The organism is Rhizobium pisi (assembly GCF_003938655.1).
Classification (GTDB): domain Bacteria; phylum Pseudomonadota; class Alphaproteobacteria; order Rhizobiales; family Rhizobiaceae; genus Rhizobium; species Rhizobium pisi.
Map to the genome: position 1 here is coordinate 1 of NZ_RJJT01000030.1, position 25,106 is coordinate 25,106.

Consider the following 25,106-nt stretch of genomic DNA (forward strand, 5'->3'; position numbering starts at 1 on the left):
TGGGCGGCCGTTGTCGGCGCAATAAAGCCCCGCAACGCGATCGTGGATGAAGGAAAAGTCGATCACCGCGTCGATCTTGCGAAGCAGGTGATCCTTCGGCACCAGGCTATCGAGCGTCACCATCTCAGGAGCCGTCTGGGTGGGGGCAGGTTTCTTCAACATGTCCCAATGAATCATAAACCCCTGGACGGTGCCAGGGGTTTGTCAGCAGTCTGAGGCCCTCCGGAGAGGGCCTTTTCAAGGGGCGACGGGGCCGGAGGTCAGTGGCCGCCGCCACCTCCTCCCCCGCCTTGGGGCGCGGGTTTCTTGATCATGGCGACACCGAGGATCATCGCAACGAAAAGCGCGGTCAGAATCAGGAACACATCGCTGAAGGAGAGGATGACCGCCTGCCTGGTGGCAAGACCCACCATCTGCTTGATTGCGACCGAGGCCCCGTCCATGCCATAGGCGTTGAAATTGGCGGTCATGTTGTTCATCTGGTCGATCGCCGCCGGATGACCCCAGTCCATATTCTCCCGCAGCCGCTCGTAGTGCACGTCCTGCCGGTTGGTGAGCACGGTGTTGATGACGGCAAGGCCGACGGCGCCGCCGAGATTCCTTGTCAGGTTGAACAGACCGGACGCCCCGCGGATACGCGAGGGTGGCATCGTGCCGAGCGCGATGTTGTTGATCGGCACCATGCACATCATCAGGCCGAAACCGCGCAGGATCTGCGGGATGAAGAGCTCGTAGAAATCCCAATCCGCCGTCAGGTGCACCATGATGAACGTGCCGGCGGCGAAGCTGATGAAGCCGATTACCATCATCAGGCGCAGGTCCATCTTGGTCGACAGCCGCCCGGCAATCGGCGCGGTGAAGAACATCGCAAGCCCGGAGACGAACATCGTCTGGCCAATCATCAGCGAGTCATAGCCGCGGATACGCCCGAGATAGACCGGATAGATATAGGTGAGCCCATAGAGGCCGATGCCCATGACGAAGGAAAACACCGAACCGAAGGAGAAATTCCGGTTCGAGAATGCTCTGAGGTCGACGACGGGGAAATCCACCGTGAAGGCCCGATAGAAGAAGACGATGCCTGCAACACCGGAGGCCACGGCCGCGATGGTAATGGACTGGTCGTTGAACCAGTCGTTCGAATTGCCCTCTTCGAGCACATATTCCATCGCGCCGAGGAAGACGCCCATCGAGATCAGCCCCCACCAGTCGAACTTCTTGAAGAGCGACAGTTCAGGCTTGTCGAAATCGATAAAGTTCCAGGTGACGAGCGTTACGATGATACCGGGAACGATATTGACGAGGAACAGCCAGTGCCAGGAGAAGGCGTGGCTGAGATAGCCGCCGACCGTCGGGCCGATGGTCGGCGCCAGCGTCGCGATCAGGCCGATGATCGGCGAGACGATGCTGCGCTTCGACGGCGGAAAGATGGTGAAGGCAGCCGCGAAGACAGACGGGATCATGCCGCCACCTATGAAACCCTGGATGGCGCGGTAGACGATCATCTGGTCGATATTCGTCGCCGTCGCGGCGAGCGCGCTCGCCATGGTGAAGCCAGCGGCCGAGATCGCGAAGAGATAACGCGTCGAGATGATGCGGGCCAACGTGCCCGAAAGCGGGATCATGATCACTTCGGCGATCAGATAGGCCGTCTGCACCCAGCCGATCTCGTCGGAGCCGGCCGAAAGGCCGGCTTGGATTTCAGCCAGCGAGGCCGAGACGATCTGGATGTCGAGGATCGACATGAACATGCCGAGCACCATCGCGAAGAAAGCGATGAGCTTCTTCGGATCCATACGATCCGCGGCATGGGCAGGCGCTGCCGGAATCGTTCCTGCTGTTGCTGTCGCGCTCCCGGCCATCGGACCACCTCCGCCTTTTAAAGGCTACTTGTCCGGCGCCGTACGCGTATCAACGTCGACGACGACGCTGAGACCCGCGCGCAGGCGCCTGCTGTCGAGGACATCCTGCGGCAGAGCGATGCGCACCGGCACGCGCTGGATCACCTTGGTGAAGTTGCCCGTGGCATTTTCAGGCGGTAGCAGCGAAAAGACCGAACCGGACGCTGGCGAGATCGATTCGACGGTGCCGACGACAGGATGGTCGCTATAGGCATCGACGTGGACGTTGACCTTCGAGCCCGGAACGAGATGCTGGATCTGCGTTTCCTTGAAATTGGCGTCGATATAGAGTTCATGCACCGGAACGAGCGCCATCAGGCGCTGGCCGGGCGAGACGAGATCGCCTTCCTGAACCGAGCGGTTGCCGACAATGCCGTCATAAGGCGCCTTGAGCACGGTGAAGGAGAGATCGCGAGCGGCCTTGTCTCGGGAGATCTCCAGCGAACGGACCGAACCTTCGGCCTCCTTGCGCTGAGCTTCAAGGATGGCAATATTGGCCTGCGCAGCCACGATATTGGCATCGCCGCCGGCAAGATTGGCCTTGGCCTGATCGAGTGTAGTATTGGCATCATCGAGATCTGCGGTGGTGCCGACCGACTTTGCCTGCAGGTCGCTCTGGCGCTTCTGCTTGATTTCCGCGCCGCGAACCGTGGCTTCGAGGGCAGTCTTCTGGGCCTGCGCCTGCACGAGGCTGGCCTTGGCACCTTCGATCTGCGCATCGATACGGCCTAGCGAAAGCTGCTCGGTCGCGATCTGGGCATTCGCCTGATCGAGGGCATTCTGGTAGTCGCCGTTATCAAGGGTAGCGAGAACATCGCCTGCCTTGACTTCCTGGTTGGCAACAACATTCACCTTCGCGACATAGCCGGTAACCTTCGGCGAGATGGTCGCGATATCGCCTTCGATGTAGGCGTCGTCGGTCGACACCATGAACCGGCCGTTCGTCCACCATTCGTATCCATACCAGCCCCCGCCCGCGAGCAAGGCGAGCACGACGATCGGCAACACCGGGCTGCGGCGCTTCTTCGCAGCTGCAGGAGGAGCAACCGGAGCCTGGGCCGGCGCCGACTGCGCGGGAGCAGGCGGCTTTTCCAGGGCCTCCGCTGTCGGAGCCTCCGCAACGGCAGCGACCTCTACCTCTTCGGCTTCGGCGTTTTCGCTGACGATCCGCGCGACGTTGCTCTTCTGGTTGCTCGACATGGCCACTTTACCGATCTTGGAGTAAAATAATCGAACTGAACGGTTCGGTTCAGTTGACGTAAACCTGTTTTATCGTCATATCAAGATGTATAGAACCAATCGGTTCGATTTCTTTTAAAGAAAATGCCAAAACATGAAGACGGTTAAGGAGATATGACACTGAAACCCGACCATGCCGCAGCATTCAGCCCTCCTGCTGCAGGGGGGAGATTTGCCGCAGGCGAAGATCCGGCAAAGCGCCAGCAGATCCTCGCTGGCGCCAAGCGCGTCTTCATGAAGATGGGCTTCGACGCCGCCAGCATGAACGACGTGACGCGTGAGGCCGGAGTCTCCAAGGGAACCCTCTACGTCTATTTCACCAACAAGGAAGAGCTGTTTTCGGCGATGATCGAGGCCGAGCGCGCCACCTTCCTGGCGACCATGCGCACGGCGCTTGCCGAACACGACGATCCCGAAACCGGCCTGTACGAATTCGGCATCAGCTTCGTCACCCATATGACCGACGAAAAGGTCATCAGTGCGATGCGCACCGTTCTCGGTGTTCGCGATCGCATGCCGGTCCTCTGTCAGCGCTTCTTCAAGGGGCCGGAAAACCTGCGCACCGTCCTGCGCGACTTCCTGGAACGGCACATCGCCGACGGCGCACTTGAGATCGACGACATCGAATTGGCCGCCGGTCAGTTTCTCGATCTCGCCAGCGGCAGCTTCTTCAAGCTTCGCCTGTTTGGAAGCATGGAAGAGCCGCCGCCGCGCGACGAAATCGAGCGTGTCATCCGCGGCGCGATCCGGGTCTTCATGGCCGCCTACGGCGTGCGCCGGCACACGACCGCCTGACCTATATCCTTGACTACAGCCCTCCGCCGGCCAGAATCCCGCAATAGCGATCAAACCCGACTGCTGGTTTTTCTCTAAAGAGGAAAGCCGCAACCAAGGGAGTTGAGATGAGCGCCGTCGCACGGGCGATCTGGTTCATAGAGAGCCATTTCGAACATGATCTATCGCTGGAAGAGATATCCGAAGCCGCCGGATTGTCGCGTTACCATCTGTCGCGCGTCTTCGGGCTCGTCACCGGCCACTCGATCAGCGGCTATATCAGAGGGCGGCGCCTCAGCCGCGCCGTGCCCGCGCTCGTCGGCGGTTCGTCCACCATTCTCGAGGTTGCGCTTGCTGCGGGCTACGGCTCGCACGAGGCCTTCACCCGTGCCTTCCGCGACCAGTTCGGCATGACGCCGGATGCGGTGCGCAGACAGGGGCACGCCCGCAACCTTGTTTTACTGGAGCCGATCAGAATGGACCCCGCCCGCCTTAACGATCTCGAACCGCCCCGCTTCGAGACCCTTCAACCGATGCTCTTTGCCGGCCTGCAGGAGATCTACCCCTATGGCGGCAATGCCGCCATCCCTTCCCTCTGGCAGAAGTTCAACGCCCATTTCGGCCATATCCCAGGCCAGAAAGGCAATGTCGCCTACGGCATCTGTACGCATATCGACGGCGAAGCGGAAAAATTCCGCTATATGGCCGCGGCCGAAATCTCCGATGCCGGCGACCTGCCGCCGGATTTTGCGACGCTCAAGCTTCCGGGACAGCGTTACGTCGTCTTCATCCATCGCGGCCATGTTTCCGGCATTCCGCTTACCATGCATCGGATTTTCGACACATGGTGGCCGACCTCCGGCCTCGAGCATGGTGACACACCTGACATGTTCGAACGCTACGATGAGCGCTTCGATCCTTATACCGGCATGGGCGTCACCGAAATCTGGTTGCCGATCACGGCATGATGCCGAAAAGCGCGAGCGGTTTTCGGGCGACGTCATGCTCTAACTCTTTAATTTAGAACAGGATTCAAATTTAAGGCCGACCCGGCCTTAATCATCCTGTTCTAGGGAATAAAAGTTACATCGGTTTCGTATACCCCCTTGCGGCGCTTGTCGGGTAGGCAGGCGACATTACATTGCACGCGTCGTTTCATCATGTGACGCAAAGAGGGTATACGCTGATGCAGGAAATCATGACGCTCATTCAGGATCCGGCCGCCTGGGTGGCGCTCATCACGCTGGTGGTGATGGAAGTCGTTCTCGGTATCGACAACCTGATTTTCATTTCGATTCTGACGAACAAGCTGCCGCCTGAGCACCGCGAGAAGGCCCGCAAGATCGGTATCGGCCTCGCCCTCGTCATGCGCCTGGCTCTCCTCGGCACCGTCGCCTGGATCGTGCAGTTGACCGAACCGCTGTTCGAGGCCTTCGGTCACGGCTTCTCCTGGAAGGACCTGATCCTGATCGCCGGCGGCCTGTTCCTCGTCTGGAAGGCCACCAAGGAAATTCACCACAGCGTCGACCCCGTGGACCATCAGGAAGATTTCATCGCCACCTCGGCAACGACAGGCTTTGCATCGGCCATCGGCCAGATCCTGCTGCTCGACCTGGTCTTCTCCGTCGACAGCATCATCACCGCCGTCGGCATGACGCCGCATCTGCCGATCATGGTGGTCGCCGTCATCGCTGCCGTCACGGTCATGCTCGTTGCCGCGACCCCGCTTGCCAACTTCATCGAGAGGAACCCGACGATCGTCATGCTGGCGCTCGCCTTCCTGCTGATGATCGGCACGACACTGATCGCCGAAGGCATGGGCTTCCACGTGCCGAAGGGCTACGTCTATGCCGCCATGGCGTTCTCCGCGCTTGTCGAGGTGCTGAACATGTTCGCGCGCAATGCCCGCAAGCGCAAACGCGAGGGCGCGCATTGAGGCTGACGAGGGAGGGCCTGGCGTCACCGGCGCGCCCTCCCGCAGTGCCATGAAGCCTCTGCGGACGCGGTTTTTCTTGACGCGCCCGGTTGAATATGGCCTAAGGCCAGCCGAACGGACGATCGGCGGATGGTGCGGGCGAATGCCCTTTTTCGGTCGGTTTGCCGATGAAGATATCTGCATCCTTCCGGCCGAACGTCGCTTCCCAGCGAGAACCGTCCGGCATTCATTGACGGGCACATAAAATGACAGTTTCCGGCGTCCGCGTCCGCATCGCTCCCTCACCGACCGGCGAGCCGCATGTCGGCACTGCTTACATCGCTCTCTTCAACTATCTTTTCGCCAAGAAGCACGGCGGCGAGTTCATCCTGCGCATCGAAGATACCGATGCGACGCGCTCGACCCCGGAATTCGAGACGAAGGTGTTGGATGCACTGAAATGGTGCGGGCTGGACTGGAAGGAAGGCCCCGATATCGGCGGCCCCTACGGCCCCTATCGCCAGTCCGACCGCAAGGACATGTACCAGCCCTACGCACAGGAACTGCTGGACAAGGGCCATGCCTTCCGCTGTTTCTGCACGCCCGAGCGGCTGGAGCAGATGCGCGAAGGTCAGCGCGCCGCTGGCAAGCCGCCGAAATATGACGGTCTCTGCCTGAGCCTGACCGCCGAGGAAGTCACCTCGCGCATGGCGGCCGGCGAAACGACCGTGATCCGGATGAAGATCCCGACCGAAGGCTCGTGCGACTTTACGGACGGCGTCTACGGCGACGTTTCCATCCCGTGGGATTCCGTCGACATGCAGGTCCTCATCAAGGCCGACGGCATGCCGACCTATCACATGGCCAACGTCATCGACGACCATCTGATGAAGATCACACATGTCGCGCGTGGCGAGGAATGGCTGGCTTCGGTGCCGAAGCACATCCTGCTCTATCGCTATTTCGGCTGGGACCAGCCGGTCTTCATGCATCTGTCGCTTATGCGCAATGCCGACAAATCCAAGCTTTCGAAGCGCAAGAACCCGACCTCGATCTCCTACTATTCAGCGCTTGGCTACATCCCCGAAGCGCTGATGAATTTCCTCGGCCTGTTCTTCATCCAGATCGCCGAAGGCGAAGAGCTGTTGACGATGGACGAGCTCTCCGAGAAGTTCGATCCCGACAACCTTTCCAAGGCCGGCGCGATCTTCGACATCCAGAAGCTCGACTGGCTGAACGGCCGCTGGATCCGCGAGAAGCTCTCCGAAGAGGAATTCCAGGCGCGCGTGCTGACCTGGGCGATGGAAAACGATCGTCTGAAGGCTGGCCTGCGCCTGTCGCAGACGCGCATTTCCAAACTCGGCGAACTGCCCGATCTTGCCGGCTTCCTGCTGAAGTCCGATCTCGGCCTGCAGCCTTCCGATTTCGCCAAGATCAAATCGCCGCCGGAAGAGATCCTGGAGATCCTCAACACTGTCCAGCCGGATCTCGAAAAGATCCTGGAATGGAATGTCGAGACGATCGAGGCCGAGTTGCGCGCAATCGCCGACCGCATGGGCAAGAAGCTGAAGGTCGTGGTTTCGCCGCTCTTCGTGGCCGTTTCCGGCTCGTCGCGCTCGTTGCCGCTCTTCGATTCCATGGCGATCCTCGGCCGTTCCGTCGTGCGCCAGCGCCTGAAGCTCGCCGCGCAGGCCGTCGCCGCCCTCGTCGGCTCGAAGTAAGAACAGTCAGAGGATTTCGACAATGGCTGACAAGACCGAAAACACGCTCTCCTCCGACGCAACTGAGGTGCGGGCCCAGAAGCTGAAGCTGCTGCGCGAGCAGATCGGCGAAGTCTATCCGGCGCATTTCCACCGGACGCTGACCAATGCCGAATTGGCGGCTAAATACGAAGGGCTGGTACCCGACACCGAAACGCAGGACGTCGTCACTGTTGCGGGCCGCGTCTATTCCTCGCGCAACTCCGGCATGTTCATGGACATCCACGATGCGGGCGGCAAAATCCAGATCTTCAGTCACAAGGACACGACTCCGGAAGAAGCCCGCGCCCTGCTGCCGATGATCGATATCGGCGACATCATCGGCGTCACGGGCGTCGTGCGCCGCACCAAGCGCGGCGAACTGACGATCAACGCGCAGAAGATCGAAATGCTGACCAAGTCGCTGCTGCCGATGCCCGAGAAATGGCACGGCCTCTCTGACATCGAGCTGCGTTACCGCAAGCGCCATCTCGACATCATGACCAACGAGGATTCGAAGCTGCGCTTCCAGCAGCGTTCGAAGATCCTTTCGGGCATCCGCCGCTTCATGGAAGATGACGGCTTCATGGAAGTCGAGACGCCGATGCTGCATTCGGTCTATGGCGGCGCCACCGCCGAGCCGTTCAAGACGCATCACAATACGCTGAAGCTCGACATGTACCTGCGCATCGCGCCGGAATTGTTCCTGAAGCGCACCCTGGTTTCGGGACTGACCGACAAGGTGTTCGAGATCAACCGCAACTTCCGCAACGAAGGCGTCTCCACCCGGCACAATCCCGAATTCACGATGATGGAGTGCTACTGGGCCTATGCCGACTACGAGGACATCATGGATCTCGTCGAGCGGCTGTTCGAGAGCCTGGCGCTCTCAATCCACGGCACGACCGAATTCCCGTTCGGTGACAAGACCATGTCGTTCAAGGGACCGTTCAAGCGCGTGCCGATGCCCGATGCCGTCAAGGAAGTGACGGGCATCGACTTCCTGGCGATCAAAACCGACGAGGAAGCCCGCGCCGCAGCGAAGGCTGCCGGCTTCGCGGTCGAGAAGGATTGGACCTGGGGCGAATGCCTCGCCTTCATTTTCGAGGAAAAGGTCGAAGCCACGCTGATCCAGCCGTCCCACGTCACGCATTTCCCGAAGGACATCTCGCCCTTCGCCAAGGAAGTGCCGGGCGAGCCGCGCCTCGTCGAACGTTTCGAGACCTATTGCAACGCCTGGGAACTCGGCAACGCCTTCTCGGAGTTGAACGACCCAGAAGAGCAGCGCCGCCGCATGGTCGAGCAGCTCGAGCAGGCGCATGCCCGCGGCGAAAAAGAAAAGCAGCTGGACGAGGAATTCCTCGACGCGATCGACCAGGGCATGCCGCCCGCGGGTGGTCTCGGCATCGGCGTCGACCGCCTGATCATGCTGCTGACCAACGCACCGTCGATACGCGACGTCATCCTCTTCCCGGCCCGCCGCAACAAGGCCGACTGACAGGAAGAGACATTGAAAAACGAAGCGGAGTGCCGGTGGCCCTCCGCTTTTTTATGCCGTTTCAGTGGGTCTTCGGGGGTGGCTCTTCGGCCGGCTCCTCGGCGACCATATCAGCGCCGGCGCTTTCGGCGGCAGGTGCAGCTTCGCTCACGGTCGCCGGCGCGGCGCCATGTCCGCCGCCTGCTGGCTTCTTTTCCTTACCCTTCTCCTCGTTCTTGGTCGAAGCGACGGCAACAGGGTCGACGCAATCCTCCGGGTCTTTGAAACCCGCGCTGATCATTGCGATCTCGTCCGCCGGCAGGTCGATTCGCTCGCCGAAGAACAACCCGCTTTCATTGGCCTTGCCGTCGTAATAGCGCGCCGTATAGGGCTTGTCGTCAAGGCCGGGAACGGTCTTGTCGGGATGCGGGATATAGACAACATCGGCGCCGATCGCCCGGCCGCGAATATCTGCGCGCAGCGTCGGGCCATTCTCGTCGAGCACCACAACCTGCACCAGATCCGGCTTCTGCGCGGCATAGACGGCCTGAGCGACGCGAAGTGCGGTCTTGACGCGCGTCATCCCGTCGGTCGGCTCGGTCTTGATGTATTTCCGGACCCAGATGTGATCCTGCTTTTTGATCGTCACCAGATTGACGTCGCTGCATTCGAGGCCGTAGACGCCATCCGAGGAACCGATCAGCCGGCCCTTGCCGACATAGACCGCCGCGCCGCCGGAAACGCCCGCCAGAAGAGCGACTCCGCCGATGATGATTGTCAATTTCCGGGAGGGCCGGAATATGCGCAGTAAGGCCTTCACGCCAACTGCTCCGCCATCTGAAACTCCAACGCAGGACTGGTGCTGAGAACGCTAGAGAAATGACGTTTCGGAAAGTTTAAGTGGGCGTGCCAAGCCAGCCCCATTTTAGGAAAATACCAAAAAAGGTCCGCTTTTTTCGGCCGCTTGCCACGGCGCATTCTGCCATGCTCTAAACGTCCATGGCCTTCACCCTTCGCCAGATCCAATATTTTGTCGCCGTCGCCGAACAGGGTTCGGTGACACGGGCAGCACAGAACCTTTCGATCTCGCAATCCTCGGTGACTGAAGCGCTGAAGGAGCTCGAAACCGACCTTGGCGTCGAACTCTTCGAGCGCCATCCGCGCGGCCTGACGATCACCCACAATGGACACCAGTTCCTGCGCCACGCGACGAAGATTCTCGCCTCCGTTTCCGATGCGCGCACGAGCTTTTCCGGCCAGCAAAGCGCGCTTTCCGGCACATTGAACATTGGCGTCACATCGCTTGTCGCCGGCTATGTGCTTTCCGACCTCCTGGCGCGATACCGGCGCGCCTGCCCGGGCATCGACGTCAGCGCGATCGAGGATAATGGCGGTTACCTCGAACATCTCCTGGTCGGCGGCGAACTCGATGTCGCCGTTATGGTGATATCGAACCTGCGCGACCGCATGGCACTGCAGGCCGAAATCCTCGAAACCTCGCCCTATCGGCTGTGGCTGCCGATGGGCCATCCGCTGGTATCGGCCGATATCATCTCGGTTGCCGATATCGCCCGCGAACCGCTGATCATGCTGACGGTCGACGAAATCGAGGAGAACACCGGCAAGCTGCTTTCGGCACTTGGCGCCCGCCCGCATGTCGCCTTCCGCACCCGCTCGGTGGAAGCGGTGCGCAGCCTGGTTGCGACAGGAGCCGGCGTGGCGCTGCTTCCCGACCTCGTCTATCGGCCGTGGTCGCTGGAAGGCGACCGCATCGAGAGCCGCGACGTCTCCGGTTCGCTGCCGGTCGTCCAGGTAGGCATGGTCTGGCGCAAGGGCTCCAGCCTGCCCCAGGCGGCGCGCGATTTCGTCGGCATTGCCGAAAGCATGCGCTCCGGCCGTATCCGTTGATATCGGAATTTCCGATATCGCCCTTCTGATAAATGAATTTGCGAAAGCGGCCTTTTCGCGTCACCTTTTCATCCGGGAACGAACCGCCACAAAAGTGGCACCACTGGGAGACGGATGATGAGGAATCTCTTGAAATCCTGCACGGCAGCGCTCGCCTGCCTGGGCTTTGCGACGCAGGTGATCGCCGCAGAACCGCTCAAAGCGCTCGGCAAGGGTGAAGGCGCAGTCAGCATCGTCGCCTGGGCCGGCTATATCGAGCGCGGCGAAACCGACAAGAATTACGACTGGGTCACCGATTTCGAAAAGGAGACCGGCTGCAAGGTTTCCGTCAAGACCGCAGCCACCTCGGATGAAATGGTGTCGCTGATGAACGAGGGCGGCTTCGATCTCGTCACCGCATCCGGCGACGCCTCGCTGCGTCTCATCGCCGGCAAGCGTGTGCAACCGATCAACACCGATCTGATCCCGAGCTTCAAGAATGTCGACGAGCGCCTGCAGAAAGGCCCATGGTATACGGTCGGCGGCGTGCATTACGGCGTCCCCTATCTCTGGGGGCCGAATGTGTTGATGTACAATACTGACACCTTCAAGGACAAGGCGCCGACCAGTTGGAGCGTCGTCTTCGACGAGCAGACTCTTCCTGACGGCAAGTCCAACAAGGGCCGCGTCCAGGCCTATGACGGCGCTATCTACATCGCCGATGCCGCCATGTATCTGATGGCCCACAAGCCGGATCTCGGCATCAAGGACCCTTATGAACTGACCGAGGACCAGTACAAGGCCGCCCTCGACCTCTTGCGCGGCCAACGCAAACTCGTCTCACGCTACTGGCACGACGCGATGATCCAGATCGACGACTTCAAGAACGAAGGCGTCGTCGCTTCCGGTTCCTGGCCCTTCCAGGCGAACTTGCTGCAGGCCGACAAGCAAAAGATCGCCTCCACCTTCCCCGAGGAAGGGGTCACCGGTTGGGCCGACACGACAATGCTGCATGCCGACAGCGAACATCCGAACTGCGCCTATATGTGGATGGAGCATTCGCTGAAGGCCAAGGTCCAAGGTGATGCCGCCGCCTGGTTCGGCGCCGTGCCCTCCGTTCCCGCCGCCTGCAAGGGCAACGAACTGATGGGCGATACCGGCTGCGCCACCAACGGCTTCGATCACTTCGACAAGATCAAGTTCTGGAAAACCCCGGTCGCCAAATGCGCCACGCAGAGCGAATGCGTTCCGTACCATCGCTGGGTGTCGGACTATATTGGCGTGATCGGCGGGCGATAAGCCGCGATCTGTGTCGGTAAAATCCCCTCCCCAAACCCTCCCCACAAGGGGGAGGGACTCGGAGTGGCACCGCGAGTTCCTGCCGAAACGCCAAGGTATTTGCGAAGGGGTACGGCAGGTTAAACCCCTCCCCATTGTGGGGAGGGGTTTGGGGCGGGGTCTTCAATAGACAAGACCGACCCCTCTCTAAACACGCAAGACCTGGAGCCCTCAAATGACGTCAGCCGTCCGCTTCCAACAGGTATCGCGCCACTTCGGCCAGGTTCGCGCTGTCGACGGCGTCGATCTCGAAATCGCGCCCGGCGAATTCTTCGCCATGCTCGGGCCATCCGGCTCCGGCAAGACGACCTGCCTGAGATTGATAGCCGGCTTCGAGCAGCCGACCGCAGGCCATATCCAGATTTTCGGCGAGACGGCCGAGGGCATTCCGCCCTATCGCCGCAACGTCAACACCGTGTTCCAGGACTACGCGCTCTTCCCACATCTCAACATCCTCGACAACGTCGCCTATGGGCTGATGGTCAAGGGCGTCGGCAAGGCGGAGCGGATGAAGGCCGCGGGCGATGCTCTCGAGCTCGTCAAGCTGCCGGGCTACGGCGCCCGCCGCCCCGGCCAGCTGTCGGGCGGCCAGCGGCAGCGCGTGGCGCTCGCCCGCGCGCTGGTCAACAAGCCGAAGGTCCTGCTGCTCGACGAGCCGCTCGGCGCGCTGGACCTGAAGCTGCGCGAGCAGATGCAGGAGGAATTGAAGAGCCTGCAGCGCGCGCTCGGCATCACCTTCGTCTTCGTGACGCATGATCAGGGCGAGGCGCTGTCCATGGCCGATCGCGTCGCCGTCTTCAACAATGGCAACATCGTCCAGGAGGGCACGCCGCAGGATATCTACCGCTCCCCGAAGACCCGCTTCGTCGCCGATTTCGTCGGCTCGTCGAACGTGATCGCGCCGGATCTGATGGCATCGCTCGGTGGCGAGAAGCGCTGGGCAAGCCTCCGTCCCGAAGCGATCCGGCTGGCAAGCGACGGCGTCGAGGCGAAAGTCGAAAACGCAAGCTTCCTCGGCGCAGCCACGCGCCTCAGCGTCGATCTCAAGGGCAGCCGGTTGCATGTCATGCTGCCGGCCGGCGCGTCCGTGCCTGTGATCGGCGCCGGCATCCGCCTCGCCTGGCAGCCTGCCGATATCCACTATATGGACGACGCGGCATGACGGCGATCACCATGTCAGGCGGCAAGACATCGATCCTTCCGCGACGCGGCGGGTTCTTCGGCCTGATGTCAGATGCTTTCTGGCGACACCCGAAGCTGCTGCTTTTCGTGATGCTGACGCCGCCGCTGCTCTGGCTCGGCATCATCTATATCGGCTCGCTGATCGCTCTTCTGCTGCAGAGCTTCTTCTCGATCGACGATTTCTCAGGCCTGGTGAATTACGAATTCACGCTCGCGACCTATGCCCAGCTTCTCAGCCCGACGAATTTCGACATCATCATCCGCACCGTCATCATGGCGGCGCTGGTGACCGTCGCTGCCGCCCTGATCGCCTTCCCGATCGCCTATTATGCGGCGCGTTATGCGCAGGGCAGATGGAAGGCGCTCTTCTATCTCGGCGTCATGCTGCCGCTCTGGTCGAGCTATCTCGTCAAGATCTACGCCTGGAAGCTGATCCTCGCCAAGGAAGGCATCCTCACCTGGATCTTCGAAAAGCTCTCGCTCTCCTGGCTGCTCGACGGCATCCTGACCCTTCCCGTCATCGGCGGCAATTCGCTCTCGGTGAGCTATCTCGGCACCTTCATCGTCTTCGTCTATATCTGGCTGCCCTATATGATCCTGCCGACGCAGGCGGCGTTGGAGCGCGTGCCCGGCAACCTGATCGAGGCCTCCGCGGATCTCGGCGCCACGCCGCGCCAGACCTTCCGCACCGTGCTGCTGCCCTTGGCGCTCCCCGGCATCGTCGCCGGTTCGATCTTCACCTTCTCGCTGACACTGGGCGATTACATCATCCCGCAGATCATCGGCTCTTCCAGGCTCTTCATCGGTCAGGCCGTCTATGCCCAGCAGGGAACGGCCGGCAATGTGCCGCTCGCCGCCGCCTTCTCGGTCGTGCCGATCGTCATCATGGCGCTCTATCTCTGGATCGCCAAGAAACAGGGAGCCTTCGATGCGCTCTGACCAGAAGACGTCACCGCTTCCCCTGAAGATCGCCGCTGCGGGTGGCCTGCTCTTCCTGCATCTGCCGATCCTGCTGATCTTCGTCTATGCCTTCACGACAGAGGAGAAGAGCTATCAATGGCCCCCGCCCGGCCTGACGCTGCAATGGTTCACCATCGCCTGGAACCGGCCTGATGTCTGGTCGGCCCTCGGGCTCTCCGTGCAGGTTGCCGTCATCGCCACCGCGATCGCGCTGGTTCTCGGCACACTCTGCGCGGCAGCCGTCAGCCAGACGAAGTTCTTCGGCCGCGAGGCGATCTCGCTGCTCGTCATCCTGCCGATCGCGCTGCCCGGTATCATCACCGGCATTGCGCTGCGCTCCGCCTTCAGCCTGTTCGACATCCCGTTTTCGGTCTGGACCATCGTGCTCGGCCACGCCACTTTCTGCGTGGTCGTCGTCTATAACAATGCCGTCGCCCGCTTCCGCCGCACATCCGGCTCACTGATCGAGGCCTCGATGGATCTCGGCGCCGACGGCTTCCAGACCTTCCGCCATGTCATCCTGCCGAACATCGGCACTGCCCTGCTTGCCGGTGGCATGCTCGCTTTCGCGCTTTCCTTCGACGAAGTCATCGTCACCACCTTCACCGGCGGCCAGCAATCGACCTTGCCGATCTGGATGCTCGAAGAACTCATCCGCCCGCGCCAGCGCCCCGTCACCAACGTGGTCGCCATGGTCGTGGTGCTCGTCACCTTCCTGCCGATCCTGGCAGCCTATTACCTCACCCGCGACGGCGACCAGATCGCCGGCGCCGGCAAATAACAGGGAGAACATCATGGATACCCAAATGCTGATCGGTTCCCGCTTCGAAAAGGGCACGGAGACGGACGAACACATCCTGAACCCCAGAACGGGCGAGACGGTGATTGACCTTCCCGAAGCCTCGCTTTCCCAGGTCGACGCTGCCGTCGATGCCGCCGAAAAGGCCTTCGCAAGCTGGTCGCAGACAACGCCTTCCGAGCGTTCCGGCTATCTCCTGAAGATCGCCGATGCCATCGAAAGGGATGCCGCGGGTTTTGCCACGCTGGAGGCGCTGAATTGCGGCAAACCGATCAATTCAGTGCTGAACGACGAAATCCCGGCGATCGTTGATTGTTATCGCTTCTTTGCAGGCGCCGTGCGCAACTTGCACGGACCGGCCGCCGGCGAATACCTGCCCGGCCACACCTCGATGATCCGCCGCGATCCGATCGGCATCGTCGGCTCGATCGCGCCGTGGAACTATCCGCTGATGATGATGGCCTGGAAGCTGGCGCCGGCGATCGCCGGCGGCAACACCGTCGTCTTCAAACCTTCGGAGCAGACGCCGCTGACGGCGCTGAAGATGGCGAAACTGCTTTCCGAAATCCTTCCCGAAGGCGTTGTCAACGTCATCCTTGGCCGCGGTGAAAGCGTCGGCAACGCCCTCATCAACAATGCCAAGATCGGGATGATTTCGATCACCGGCGATATCGCCACCGGCAAGAAGGTGCTGCAGGCCGCCGCCAAGACGGTCAAGCGTACCCATCTCGAACTCGGCGGCAAAGCCCCCGTCATCGTTTTCGACGATGCCGATATCGACGCCGTCGTCGCCGGAATCCGCACTTTCGGCTATTACAATGCCGGCCAGGACTGCACCGCCGCCTGCCGCATCTATGCCGATGCCAAGGTCTACGACAATTTCGTCGCCGATCTCTCCTCGGCGGTCTCGAGCATCCGCTTCAATCAGGCCGACGATACCGAAAACGAGATCGGGCCGCTGATTTCCAAACGCCAGCGCGATCGCGTCGAAAGCTTCGTCGCTCGCGCATCCGAGCACAAGCACATGGAGATCACCACCGGTGGCAAGGTCTCCGGCGACAAAGGCTTCTACTTCACCCCGACCGTTATATCAGGCGCCCTTCAGGACGACGAGATCGTCCGCCGCGAAGTCTTTGGCCCGGTCGTGTCTGTCACTCGCTTTTCCCAAACCGATGATGCCATTGCCTGGGCAAACGACAGCGACTACGGCCTCGCCTCCTCCGTCTGGACCAAGGATATCGGCCGCGGCATGAAGACCGCCGCCCGCCTGCAATATGGCTGCACCTGGATCAACACGCATTTCATGCTCACCAACGAGATGCCGCATGGCGGTCTCAAACAGTCGGGCTACGGCAAGGACCTGTCGGTCTACGCGCTGGAGGACTACACCGCCGTCCGCCACGTGATGATCAATCACGGCTGATCAGCGGGAAAGGCAGGGTGTTGCTCATAATGCGCGCCCTGCCCTCTGCCGGCCTTTTATTGATCACGATCACTCGAAATAGGCTGAAATCGCGTGCTGATCCCGAAGAGCTGGCATGATGAGGAGCTTTCATCGATCGGCTAACCGATAACCCGTTGAAATAGATCGTGCCGGCTGTGAAAGCGCCGGAACAATTTGCCGGCTGCAGCGTCTTTCCCATGCAAACGCAAAGGATGACGCCATGCTGAAATGGGCTCTCATATTTTTCGTGATTTCGATCATCGCCGGCTTCTTCGGCTTTTCCGGCGTATCCGCAGCCACCGCAACGATCGCACGCGTTCTCTTCGGCATCGCGCTGGTAATCTTCCTGATCTTCCTGGTCCTCGCCCTGCTGGCCGGCCAGGCGATCCTCTGATCAGGCGCCGGGCTTCTTGAATACGGCGTAGCGTCGAAGTGAAGTTCGCTTGGCCGCGGTGCTACATCACTGCCCTCAGCCAGGCAGGTATGCCGCGCACTCGCCGTTTCAGCAGATTGTCGATCGAGATCGATCCCGCACCCGAGACCGCCAGCACGAACATGCCGCCGGCAATCGCCAGGTCCTTTTCGAAATGCAGCAACTCGTTCTGGCTGGCAAAATTGGTGTGGAAGAGAAAGGCCGTCGCCAGGCAAAATAGGCCTAATGCCACAGCGCCAATCCGGCTGAGAAAACCCGCTGCCACGGAAAAGCCGGCGCCGATCTGAAGGGTACTCACGCCAAGTGCCACGGGCGCCGATAAGCCGAGCGTTGCGAAAGTGTCGATGGTCGCTCCGATATCGGCCGCGAGTGTCGAACCTTCGTGCAGGAAGATCAGCGCCAGCAGAAGCCTGCCTAGGAGAAGAATGAGATCAGCCAATCGGGGCCGGCTTGGGGCGTTTTCCATCATATCCTCCGTTTACAGAGAGCAGGCGGTTCTGCCGCCTGCCCTAGCGTTCATATGGACGTCAATTTCCGTCCTTGGCCGCAATGGCCTTTTGCAGGTCTTCCAATTCCTCGCAGCCGCTTGGGCAAAGTTGCTTCAGCGATGCCACCTGCTCCTCGGCCTTCGCCATCTCGCCTGTTTCGACATAGAGTTCGCCGAGATATTCACGCGCTGCCTTGTGACCGGGCTGAAGCTCCAGCGCCTTGGTGTAATAAGTCAGCGACGTCTTGTAGTCGCCGGTCTTGCGCAGCGTATATCCCATCAGATTATAGACATCCGCCTGCTGGTTGTCTTCGGCAAGGCCGCGAAGCTCCACCAGAGCGCCGGCATAATCCTTGGCATCGATCTTGGCGCGTACCGACGTCAGGTCGGGAGCATCCGTCGATTGCATGTTGTCGACGGCAAAGGCAGGAAGCGCGGTCAACGCGGAAAAGCCGGCAAATATGGCGCAAAGCCAGACGAATGCGAGAATTGCATATTTCATCATGGTGGTCTCCTTTCAGGCCTGGATTGTCGGTGTGAAGCCATAGGCGCTTCCGTCCTTGACGAAAGTGCCCGAGCCGGGGAAGGGGAAGTGCGAGCCGCAGATCGCAATATTGTCGGCGATGACGCGGTCGATCAGGCGCCGGCGCGTGTCGATAGCCATCGGCCCATCCTGGTCGTAGCTGCCTTGCCATTCGGGATGCGGCGCAAGCAGGGCCGGCACATACATGATGTCGGCCGAGACGAGCAGTTGCTTGCTGCCCGAGGTGACGAGATAGGCGGAATGGCCGGGCGTATGGCCGGGCGCCGCGACAAGCTGCATGCCGGGGGCGACTTCCGCGCCATCGGCGACGGGCTTCCAGTTCTTCCATTTCGGAAAGACGTCGGCGATACGCTTGCCGGCTGGCTTGCGGCCTTCGGCAAGCTTCTCGACCCGGCCGGGCTCCGTCCACCAGTTGTACTCGACAGCGTTGACGATGAGTTCGGCGTTCGGGAAGACAGGATCGTTCGTTCCCTTTTCCATCAAGCCCCAGACGTGGTCCGGGTGGAAATGCGAGAGCATGATCGTGTCGATCTTCTTGTAGTCGATGCCGGCGGCCGCCATGTTCGCCGGCAGGTGCGTGGCATTCGCCTGCCACTGACCGACGCCCGAGCCGGCATCCATCATGATCAGGCGATCGCCGAGCTTCAGGACGACCACGGTCAGCGGGATCGGCATGAATTCGGTCGTCAGCCCCGCTTTGGAAAGCGCCTCCTTGGTGTCTTCGATCGAGGCGTTCTTGATGAAGGTCGGGTCATGCGGCTTTTTCCAGATGCCGTCGTAGATCGCTGTGACCTCGACATCCCCGACCTTGTATTTGTAGAAGCCGACCATCGGCTCCAGCGGCGTTGCGGCGAACGCCGGCATGACGAATTCGAGCTTCGACGACAGGCCGAAAGCGGCCGCTGCGGCAGCCGATCCCAGCACGGCGCGACGTGACATGGTAAACATGAATATGCCTCCTCTTGTTGATGGCATTTCCGGGTGGCGAAGACAGCGATTGCTCGGATGACCTCGCTGAAGAACTAGATCGCCGGCAGAGAGCGCTTATTCCCGATCCCTGGCGCTTTTCCTTCAAGCAATTGAAAATTCCTCATTATTTCCTTTGCATGCGACCAATATCCCGCTGCGTGCCAATAAATTGGCGTCGACATGGAATAAAACCGCGTGCCGACCGGTCTAGAGGCAAGGGACCGCATTGCAGACTGCGGGTCTCACGCCTAAATTCGGCTGCTGTTGAGGCAGGGAGGATCATGACAAGCGCTCAGATCGCCTATCCCGTCGGATCGAACGACTGGTTGCTGCCGGCCCGGTTGAGGTCGCAGATTCGCATTCGACCCTCGCTTCTGACCGTGCTTCTCGGCGGCGCGGCGCGGCTGTTCCACCTCATGGTCTCGGAAAAAACGAACAGCGATCGGGTCGCTCCTGCAGCCGATGCGACGGCGCAGGACGAGTTCATGCAGCGCTTTCAGCACATGATCGTTCCGCATCTTGACGCCGCCTATAATTTTGCCCGGTTCCTCAGCCGCGACGCCGATGCCGCGCAGGACATCGTCCAGGAAGCATTCCTGCGCGCCTACCGCAATTTCGAAACCTATCGTGGCGGCGACCCGCGCGCCTGGCTTTTTGCCATCGTCAGGAACTGCTGCCATGCCTGGCGTCAGCAGGATCGCCGCAAAGCGCGGTTCGAGCGGCATCTCGGCAATGACGGCGAGGACGATCTTGACGAAGGCGAAGAGTATCAGATCGCCTCGGAGGAAGATTCGCCGGAAACGGCGACGATCCGGCGAAGCGAGCAGCAGCGCGTGCGCGCTGTTATCAGCCGGCTTCCGGAAGCGATGCGGGAAATCCTCGTCTTGCGCGAACTTGAGGATCTTTCCTATCGGCAGATCGCCGAGATCATCGATGCGCCGATCGGCACCGTCATGTCGCGGCTTGCCAGGGCGCGGCGCGAATTTGGCGAAGCCTGGGATGCATGCAGCAAAGGCGGGACGGCGGGATGAGTGCTCAACAGAAAGGCTGCCCCGAATGGCGCGTCGTGCTGCACGGCTTTGTAGATGGCGAACTCGATTCCGTCCATGCGGCGCAATTCGAGGATCATCTTGCCACCTGCGCGAATTGCAGGGCTGAGATGGAAGGGGTCCGTGCCGTGAGAAAAATCATCGATCAGGATGGCGTCAAGTGGCGCCCCCCGGAGGCACTGCGTTCGCAAGTCCTGTCGATGCTGTCTTTCGAACAGATGGCAACGGCATCCAGCCTGCCGCGCCAGGCACCTGTCTGGCGCCGTGCGCTGGATTTCATAAGACAATGGAGCTTCGTGCCTTCGCTCGCGGTTCTGGCAACAGGCGCCTTCCTGTTCGCCAACGCACCGACGCAGACCCTGCTTTTGCAGGACCAGATCATGGCAAGCCATGTCAGGTCGATGATGGCCGATCATCTCACAGACGTGCTGACCTCAGATCAGCATACGGTAAAACCCTGGTTCAACGGCAAGATCGATTTTTCCCCACCGGTGAGCAATCTCGCCAAGGACGGCTTTCCGCTGGTCGGCGGGCGTGTTGACTATATCGGTGGCCGCGCCGTTGCGGCTCTCGTCTATCGACGCCACGGTCACGTCATCAACCTGTTCATATGGCCCTCGGCATCAGCCGCAGAGGTGACCACGGTGCATGACGGCTACAACATGATGCAATGGTCTGACGGCGGGCTCATATTCTGGGCGATTTCCGATGTCGCCTCAGGCGACCTCGCCGAGTTCGAGTCCTTCTTCAGGGCGGCGGCGAGAGCATGATGATCTAAAGCAGGCTCGCCCCGACGTTGATCGCAAGCGCCAGGATCGTTGTGTTGAACAGGAACGACAGCACGGCATGCAGCAGCGTCAGCTTGCGCATGCTGGTCGAGCTGACCGCGACATCCGCCGTCTGCGCTGCAACACCGATCGTGAAGGAGTAATAGAGGAAATCCCAATAGCCGGGCTCCGTGATCCCGTCGGGAAATTTGAGCCCGCCCTCCTCGTCTGCCCCGCCATAGAAATAATGGGCATAGTGGATGGTGAAGAGCGTGTGCAGGAAAATCCAGGAGATCAGGATCGTCAGAATCGCCGCACCTGCCCGCGCCAGCGCGACGTCAGGCGCCGCTTCCTTGATCGAATGAAGCTCGAGGCCGATGCCGGCGATGCTGGCAAGCGCTGCACCGATCGAAAGAGCCAGCAGAACCGTGTCGGAGAAGTCTAGATCCGCGGAGCGTTTCCGGATGCTTTCCACCGTCGCCCGCAGCATCTTGCGCCAACTCAGCGCGACAAAAACGCCCGCGCTGACATTCCAGCCGAACAGGATGTTGCCGGCGCTGACCTCACGCGAGGTCAGAAGCAGAAAGACCACCAGTCCGGCAAGAGCGGCGACGATGAAGCTCGCATGCTTGTAGGCAAATGCCGCAACCGAATTTGCCCGTTCTTCATCTGCCATATCGGTCTCCGATAGCATATGCCCTTGATAACAGCACGAAAAAGGCGCGCCTGCCAGCCGGCAGCCGCGCCTCTGATTGTATGCCGTGCCTATCAGGCGGCGGCGAGCTGCAGTTCTTTCTGCACCATGGTGCGCAACGTTCCCAGATCCTTGGCGAAGGCGCGGATACCTTCGGCGAGTTTTTCCGTCGCCATGGCGTCTTCGTTCATCATCCAGCGGAAGGTCTTCTCGTCGACCGAAACCTTCGGATCCGGCTTGCGGCTATCCGGTGAGAGCTTGCGCTCCAGCTTGCCTTCGTCCTTGGCGAGCTCGTCGAGCAGGTTCGGGCTGATGGTCAGGCGGTCGCAACCGGCAAGGGCTTCGATTTCGCCGGCGCTGCGGAAGGAGGCACCCATGACGATCGTCTTGATGTCATTAGCCTTGTAGTAGTTATAGATTTCACGGACGGAGATGACGCCCGGATCTTCCTCAGGGGTGAATTCCTTGCCCGTTGATTTCTTGTACCAGTCGAGGATGCGGCCGACGAAGGGCGAGATCAGGAACACCTTGGCATCGGCGCAGGCGATCGCCTGGGCCTTGCTGAAGAGAAGCGTCAGGTTGCAGTCGATGCCTTCCTTCTGCAGCACTTCCGCGGCGCGGATGCCTTCCCAGGTGGAAGCGAGCTTGATCAGGATGCGGTCCTGGCCGATGCCCCGATCCTTGTAGGCGGCGATGATCGCGCGCGCCTTGGCAAGCGAAGCCTCGGTATCGAAGGAAAGATCGGCGTCGACCTCGGTCGAGACGCGGCCCGGGACGAGCTTCACAAGTGCTGCGCCGACGGAGATGGCGAGGCGATCGGCAACCGCCGACGAAACGGCTTCGGGATTGCCGCCCTGCTTCTTGCCCCAGGCCACGGCTTCCTTGATGGCGTCGGCGAACATCGGCGTGCCGAGCGCCTTGAGCACGATGCTCGGGTTCGTCGTGCAATCCACAGGCTTCAGGCGGGCGACGGCTTCGATGTCGCCGGTATCGGCGACGACGGTGGTAATCTCGCGGAGTTGGTCAAGCTTGGATGTCATGGTCAATAATCCTTGTTGAATTTGGGATGCGGACCGGCGCGCGTTCCGCCCGGCGAAGAGGTGATCTAGGGACCGATGCCTTGCATGCTGCAGGTAAAGATACGCGCATCCGTCACGGATGATTCATAAACGTGGAGGACAGTGGCCATGTTCCGGCGAACAAGCGGCTGCCTGAACGCAAGCGGCGCCGCCTGCGGCTCAAAGGCCGGTCGTGACTTTCGGCATGCCCGCACTGTGTCCTCCTCGGACGGACAAGAACGACTTGTATCGTGAGGACTATCGCCGTTCGGCCAAGGAAAAGTCAAGGACATTTGTGCATTTCAATTGACATAAGTATCACACCCGTCATTATCCCGGCAACAAGCGCATCGTTGCGCTCCTTCACCCTGTGAGGGATCTAGGGCGGGAATCGTGCGGGAGGAGATGTGGTCAAGCTCAAACGCGGCACGCATACGGCCTATTCCGAGGCATCCTCGCTGCGGCTAAGGGCGGCATGGCTCTATTATAACGGGGGCCTGACCCAGAAGGACGTTGCCGAACAGCTCGGCATCAGCCGTACCACCGTCATCCGCCTGCTCGACGAGGCGATGAAACGCAGTGAAGTCCAGATCTGGATCAACGATTCGATCGGCGACTGCGTCGAGCTTTCGGTGAAGCTCGAGCGCGCCTACGGCCTCGAAGAGGCGATCGTCGTGCCGGCGCCAGTCAGCTGTGACGTCAATTCGCTGGCAAAAAATGTCGGCCTGGCGCTCGGCCAATTCCTCTCCGAGGCGATCCCCGACGATTACACCATCGGCGTCGGCTGGGGCCGCACCATGACGGCCTCGCTTGCAAGCTTCCGCCCGCCGCGCCGCGACAATTGCAAGATCGTCTCGCTGCTTGGCGGCATCGTCGCCGTCCACCAGACGAATCCGATCGACTATACCTGGCGGCTGGCAAACCAGCTCGGCGCCGAATGTTACATGTTCCTGGCGCCGCTTCTCGTCGATTCCATCGAGACCAAGCGCAATCTGATCGAGAAATGCGGGCTGGACACGATCTACCGGCTGGCGGAAAACCTCGATCTGGCGATCGTCAGTTGCGGCGATATCGGACCGCATTCGACTTCGCTATCCGAAGGCTGGATATCGAAGGCCGAGCTGCAGGAGTTGATCGATGCCGGCTGCGTCTGCGACACCATGTTCAACTTCCTCGACAAGGACGGCAATTCGGTCGATCACTCGATCAATCGGCGCGTTATGTCCGTCGATCTCGACACGCTGAAGGAGGCGAGGCACATCGTGCTTTCCTCCGGCGGTGCCCATCGCGCCGTCGCCATCCGCGCCACGATCAAACGCATCGGCTGCAACACGCTGATCACGGATGAAAGTGCTGCGCGAGCGTTGCTGGACCTGGCGGAGACATCTCCGCTTGCTTCTTCTCCCCAGCGAGAAGAAGTGCAGGAACGATAACAACGACCAGGAGCGAGCGGTCAGAGCGGCAAACGATGAACGACTTGCCGCTCTTCTCTCGATATGGCGAAAGGAAACCTATCAGGCGTGCCCCGACTCCCAGCCGAGCATGGCCCGCTTGCGGGTCAGGCCCCAATGGTATCCGGTCAACGCTCCGTTCTTGCCGAGCGCGCGATGGCAGGGCACGACGAAGGAAATCGGGTTGGCGCCGACGGCAGCACCCACAGCGCGCATCGCGGTCGGTCGGCCGATATCCTTGGCGATATCGCTATAGGTCACGGCCTTGCCGAAGGGGATCTTCAGCAGGCTCTGCCAGACGCTGACCTGGAAATCCGTGCCGATCAGCACGACCCGCAACGGCTGGTCCGACGTCCAGCGACCCGGCTGGAAGATGCGCTCCGCATAGGGCGCCGTCGCCTGGCGGTCCTCGATATATTCCGCATTCGGCCAACGGCAGCTCATGTCCTCAAGACAGGCCTTCTCATCGCCGGCATCGCTGAAGGCAAGGCCTGCAAGGCCGCGATCAGTGACCATGACGAGTGCCGCTCCGAAGGGGCAGTTGTGAAACCCGTAGCGGATCGTCAGGCCGCCGCCCTTGGCCTTCCATTCCCCCGGAGACATTGCCTCATGCGTCACGAACAGGTCGTGCAAGCGGCTGGGGCCGGAAAGACCGACCTCGATGGAGGTTTCGAGCAGCGGCATCTCTTCCCTGCGCAGCAGCCGCTTCGCATGGTCGAGCGTGACAGCCTGCAGGAATGCCTTGGGCGAAAGGCCGGCCCAACGGGTAAAGGTCTTTTGAAGCTGCGTCGGCGACTGGTTCAGCCGCGCCGCGATCGCTTCCAGCGAGGGCTGGTCACGATATTCTTCGCTGATGAGTTCGATGACCTGGCGGACCGTATCGTAGTCCGGGCCATCCGGGGTGATATCTGTGTCGAGCTTGGCGATCATATTCATCGTTTTTCTCCTTTAGGCAGGAGATAATCAAGGGCAGTCCGCCAAACCACCCGATTCTTGCGC

25 protein-coding genes are annotated in these 25,106 nt (G+C 60.8%); 15 read left to right on the forward strand and 10 right to left on the reverse strand.

Annotated elements, in window-relative coordinates; genetic code table 11:
• From EFD55_RS29165 to EFD55_RS29175, 3 genes are all read right to left on the reverse strand, one after another.
• The coding region (locus tag EFD55_RS29165; protein WP_502362136.1) for a transposase at nucleotides 1-162 on the reverse strand (162 nt) is incomplete at its 3' end.
• A 98-nt stretch (nucleotides 163-260) separates the two neighbouring features.
• Nucleotides 261-1,862 carry a DHA2 family efflux MFS transporter permease subunit gene (locus EFD55_RS29170; RefSeq protein ID WP_125850041.1) on the reverse strand — a complete coding sequence of 534 codons (1,602 nt, stop codon included), beginning with the start codon at nucleotides 1,860-1,862 and terminating at the stop codon, nucleotides 261-263.
• A 24-nt stretch (nucleotides 1,863-1,886) separates the two neighbouring features.
• On the reverse strand, nucleotides 1,887-3,101 hold the full coding sequence (locus EFD55_RS29175) for an HlyD family secretion protein (protein ID WP_125850043.1): 1,215 nt from the start codon (nucleotides 3,099-3,101) through the stop codon (nucleotides 1,887-1,889).
• A 153-nt stretch (nucleotides 3,102-3,254) separates the two neighbouring features.
• Between EFD55_RS29175 and EFD55_RS29180 the strand changes: the two genes are divergently transcribed.
• From EFD55_RS29180 to lysS, 5 genes are all read left to right on the forward strand, one after another.
• A complete protein-coding gene (locus EFD55_RS29180; RefSeq protein WP_125850045.1) occupies nucleotides 3,255-3,935 on the forward strand; it encodes a TetR/AcrR family transcriptional regulator in 681 nt (226 codons plus the stop codon).
• Between the two features lie 107 nt (nucleotides 3,936-4,042).
• Nucleotides 4,043-4,882, forward strand: a complete 840-nt coding sequence (locus EFD55_RS29185) for an AraC family transcriptional regulator (protein WP_125850047.1) — start codon at nucleotides 4,043-4,045, stop codon at nucleotides 4,880-4,882.
• Nucleotides 4,883-5,100: 218 nt separating this feature from the next.
• Nucleotides 5,101-5,850 carry a TerC family protein gene (locus EFD55_RS29190; RefSeq protein ID WP_125850049.1) on the forward strand — a complete coding sequence of 250 codons (750 nt, stop codon included), beginning with the start codon at nucleotides 5,101-5,103 and terminating at the stop codon, nucleotides 5,848-5,850.
• 245 nt (nucleotides 5,851-6,095) lie between these two features.
• Complete coding sequence (gene gltX / locus EFD55_RS29195; protein ID WP_125850051.1) at nucleotides 6,096-7,550, forward strand: glutamate--tRNA ligase; 1,455 nt, start codon at nucleotides 6,096-6,098, stop codon at nucleotides 7,548-7,550.
• Nucleotides 7,551-7,572: 22 nt separating this feature from the next.
• Nucleotides 7,573-9,066: a lysine--tRNA ligase gene (gene lysS, locus EFD55_RS29200; protein WP_125850053.1), complete on the forward strand. Its 1,494-nt coding sequence runs from the start codon at nucleotides 7,573-7,575 to the stop codon at nucleotides 9,064-9,066.
• Between the two features lie 61 nt (nucleotides 9,067-9,127).
• Here the strand turns inward: lysS and EFD55_RS29205 are convergent, their stop codons facing one another.
• Entirely contained in the window at nucleotides 9,128-9,865 is a 738-nt protein-coding gene (locus EFD55_RS29205) for a hypothetical protein (RefSeq protein WP_125850055.1), read from the reverse strand.
• 179 nt (nucleotides 9,866-10,044) lie between these two features.
• On the opposite strand from EFD55_RS29205, the gene EFD55_RS29210 reads away from it, so the two are divergent.
• From EFD55_RS29210 to EFD55_RS29240, 7 genes are all read left to right on the forward strand, one after another.
• Complete coding sequence (locus EFD55_RS29210; RefSeq protein ID WP_125850057.1) at nucleotides 10,045-10,953, forward strand: LysR family transcriptional regulator; 909 nt, start codon at nucleotides 10,045-10,047, stop codon at nucleotides 10,951-10,953.
• A 117-nt stretch (nucleotides 10,954-11,070) separates the two neighbouring features.
• Complete coding sequence (locus EFD55_RS29215; RefSeq protein ID WP_125850059.1) at nucleotides 11,071-12,231, forward strand: ABC transporter substrate-binding protein; 1,161 nt, start codon at nucleotides 11,071-11,073, stop codon at nucleotides 12,229-12,231.
• Between the two features lie 214 nt (nucleotides 12,232-12,445).
• Complete coding sequence (locus EFD55_RS29220; RefSeq protein ID WP_125850061.1) at nucleotides 12,446-13,432, forward strand: ABC transporter ATP-binding protein; 987 nt, start codon at nucleotides 12,446-12,448, stop codon at nucleotides 13,430-13,432.
• Complete coding sequence (locus EFD55_RS29225) at nucleotides 13,429-14,391, forward strand: ABC transporter permease (RefSeq protein WP_125850063.1); 963 nt, start codon at nucleotides 13,429-13,431, stop codon at nucleotides 14,389-14,391. Before EFD55_RS29220 ends, EFD55_RS29225 begins: the two co-directional genes overlap by 4 nt.
• Nucleotides 14,381-15,193 carry an ABC transporter permease gene (locus EFD55_RS29230; protein WP_125850065.1) on the forward strand — a complete coding sequence of 271 codons (813 nt, stop codon included), beginning with the start codon at nucleotides 14,381-14,383 and terminating at the stop codon, nucleotides 15,191-15,193. The genes EFD55_RS29225 and EFD55_RS29230 overlap by 11 nt, the downstream gene beginning before the upstream one ends.
• Before the next feature lie 13 nt (nucleotides 15,194-15,206).
• A complete protein-coding gene (locus tag EFD55_RS29235) occupies nucleotides 15,207-16,634 on the forward strand; it encodes a gamma-aminobutyraldehyde dehydrogenase (RefSeq protein WP_125850067.1) in 1,428 nt (475 codons plus the stop codon).
• A 241-nt stretch (nucleotides 16,635-16,875) separates the two neighbouring features.
• Nucleotides 16,876-17,049, forward strand: a complete 174-nt coding sequence (locus tag EFD55_RS29240) for a DUF1328 domain-containing protein (protein WP_003582429.1) — start codon at nucleotides 16,876-16,878, stop codon at nucleotides 17,047-17,049.
• 61 nt (nucleotides 17,050-17,110) lie between these two features.
• On the opposite strand, the gene EFD55_RS29245 is transcribed toward EFD55_RS29240, so the two are convergent.
• The 3 genes from EFD55_RS29245 to EFD55_RS29255 are packed head-to-tail and all read right to left on the reverse strand — an operon-like array spanning nucleotide 17,111 to nucleotide 19,067.
• The gene (locus tag EFD55_RS29245) at nucleotides 17,111-17,557 is read right to left on the reverse strand and encodes a DoxX family protein (protein ID WP_125850069.1); all 447 of its coding nucleotides are present in this window, start codon (nucleotides 17,555-17,557) and stop codon (nucleotides 17,111-17,113) included.
• Between the two features lie 58 nt (nucleotides 17,558-17,615).
• Nucleotides 17,616-18,080, reverse strand: a complete 465-nt coding sequence (locus EFD55_RS29250) for a tetratricopeptide repeat protein (RefSeq protein WP_183736878.1) — start codon at nucleotides 18,078-18,080, stop codon at nucleotides 17,616-17,618.
• A gap of 12 nt (nucleotides 18,081-18,092) precedes the next feature.
• Nucleotides 18,093-19,067 (reverse strand): MBL fold metallo-hydrolase, encoded by a 975-nt coding sequence (locus EFD55_RS29255; protein ID WP_125850071.1) that lies wholly within the window; start codon nucleotides 19,065-19,067, stop codon nucleotides 18,093-18,095.
• 299 nt (nucleotides 19,068-19,366) lie between these two features.
• Between EFD55_RS29255 and EFD55_RS29260 the strand changes: the two genes are divergently transcribed.
• Nucleotides 19,367-20,119: a sigma-70 family RNA polymerase sigma factor gene (locus EFD55_RS29260; protein ID WP_183736881.1), complete on the forward strand. Its 753-nt coding sequence runs from the start codon at nucleotides 19,367-19,369 to the stop codon at nucleotides 20,117-20,119.
• Nucleotides 20,116-20,907, forward strand: a complete 792-nt coding sequence (locus EFD55_RS29265) for an anti-sigma factor family protein (RefSeq protein ID WP_125850075.1) — start codon at nucleotides 20,116-20,118, stop codon at nucleotides 20,905-20,907. Before EFD55_RS29260 ends, EFD55_RS29265 begins: the two co-directional genes overlap by 4 nt.
• Before the next feature lie 4 nt (nucleotides 20,908-20,911).
• Here the strand turns inward: EFD55_RS29265 and EFD55_RS29270 are convergent, their stop codons facing one another.
• Complete coding sequence (locus EFD55_RS29270; RefSeq protein ID WP_125850077.1) at nucleotides 20,912-21,580, reverse strand: DUF1345 domain-containing protein; 669 nt, start codon at nucleotides 21,578-21,580, stop codon at nucleotides 20,912-20,914.
• Nucleotides 21,581-21,672: 92 nt separating this feature from the next.
• Nucleotides 21,673-22,638, reverse strand: a complete 966-nt coding sequence (gene tal, locus EFD55_RS29275) for a transaldolase (protein WP_125850079.1) — start codon at nucleotides 22,636-22,638, stop codon at nucleotides 21,673-21,675.
• A gap of 425 nt (nucleotides 22,639-23,063) precedes the next feature.
• Between tal and EFD55_RS29280 the strand changes: the two genes are divergently transcribed.
• Nucleotides 23,064-24,089, forward strand: a complete 1,026-nt coding sequence (locus EFD55_RS29280; protein WP_125850081.1) for a sugar-binding transcriptional regulator — start codon at nucleotides 23,064-23,066, stop codon at nucleotides 24,087-24,089.
• Nucleotides 24,090-24,170: 81 nt separating this feature from the next.
• Here the strand turns inward: EFD55_RS29280 and EFD55_RS29285 are convergent, their stop codons facing one another.
• Nucleotides 24,171-25,043: a methylated-DNA--[protein]-cysteine S-methyltransferase gene (locus EFD55_RS29285; protein WP_125850083.1), complete on the reverse strand. Its 873-nt coding sequence runs from the start codon at nucleotides 25,041-25,043 to the stop codon at nucleotides 24,171-24,173.
• Between the last annotated feature and the right edge of the window lie 63 nt (nucleotides 25,044-25,106).

Coding starts and splice junctions, on each gene's coding strand:
- gltX (WP_125850051.1), top strand. CDS start 6,096: ATGACAGTTTCCGGCGTCCGCGTCCGCATCGCTCCCTCACCGACCGGC.
- EFD55_RS29215 (WP_125850059.1), top strand. CDS start 11,071: ATGAGGAATCTCTTGAAATCCTGCACGGCAGCGCTCGCCTGCCTGGGC.
- EFD55_RS29185 (WP_125850047.1), top strand. CDS start 4,043: ATGAGCGCCGTCGCACGGGCGATCTGGTTCATAGAGAGCCATTTCGAA.
- EFD55_RS29270 (WP_125850077.1), bottom strand. CDS start 21,580: ATGGCAGATGAAGAACGGGCAAATTCGGTTGCGGCATTTGCCTACAAG.
- EFD55_RS29250 (WP_183736878.1), bottom strand. CDS start 18,080: ATGATGAAATATGCAATTCTCGCATTCGTCTGGCTTTGCGCCATATTT.
- EFD55_RS29170 (WP_125850041.1), bottom strand. CDS start 1,862: ATGGCCGGGAGCGCGACAGCAACAGCAGGAACGATTCCGGCAGCGCCT.
- lysS (WP_125850053.1), top strand. CDS start 7,573: ATGGCTGACAAGACCGAAAACACGCTCTCCTCCGACGCAACTGAGGTG.
- EFD55_RS29220 (WP_125850061.1), top strand. CDS start 12,446: ATGACGTCAGCCGTCCGCTTCCAACAGGTATCGCGCCACTTCGGCCAG.
- EFD55_RS29255 (WP_125850071.1), bottom strand. CDS start 19,067: ATGTTTACCATGTCACGTCGCGCCGTGCTGGGATCGGCTGCCGCAGCG.
- EFD55_RS29230 (WP_125850065.1), top strand. CDS start 14,381: ATGCGCTCTGACCAGAAGACGTCACCGCTTCCCCTGAAGATCGCCGCT.
- EFD55_RS29285 (WP_125850083.1), bottom strand. CDS start 25,043: ATGAATATGATCGCCAAGCTCGACACAGATATCACCCCGGATGGCCCG.
- EFD55_RS29235 (WP_125850067.1), top strand. CDS start 15,207: ATGGATACCCAAATGCTGATCGGTTCCCGCTTCGAAAAGGGCACGGAG.
- EFD55_RS29190 (WP_125850049.1), top strand. CDS start 5,101: ATGCAGGAAATCATGACGCTCATTCAGGATCCGGCCGCCTGGGTGGCG.
- EFD55_RS29225 (WP_125850063.1), top strand. CDS start 13,429: ATGACGGCGATCACCATGTCAGGCGGCAAGACATCGATCCTTCCGCGA.
- EFD55_RS29265 (WP_125850075.1), top strand. CDS start 20,116: ATGAGTGCTCAACAGAAAGGCTGCCCCGAATGGCGCGTCGTGCTGCAC.
- EFD55_RS29210 (WP_125850057.1), top strand. CDS start 10,045: ATGGCCTTCACCCTTCGCCAGATCCAATATTTTGTCGCCGTCGCCGAA.
- EFD55_RS29245 (WP_125850069.1), bottom strand. CDS start 17,557: ATGATGGAAAACGCCCCAAGCCGGCCCCGATTGGCTGATCTCATTCTT.
- EFD55_RS29175 (WP_125850043.1), bottom strand. CDS start 3,101: ATGTCGAGCAACCAGAAGAGCAACGTCGCGCGGATCGTCAGCGAAAAC.
- EFD55_RS29180 (WP_125850045.1), top strand. CDS start 3,255: ATGACACTGAAACCCGACCATGCCGCAGCATTCAGCCCTCCTGCTGCA.
- tal (WP_125850079.1), bottom strand. CDS start 22,638: ATGACATCCAAGCTTGACCAACTCCGCGAGATTACCACCGTCGTCGCC.
- EFD55_RS29240 (WP_003582429.1), top strand. CDS start 16,876: ATGCTGAAATGGGCTCTCATATTTTTCGTGATTTCGATCATCGCCGGC.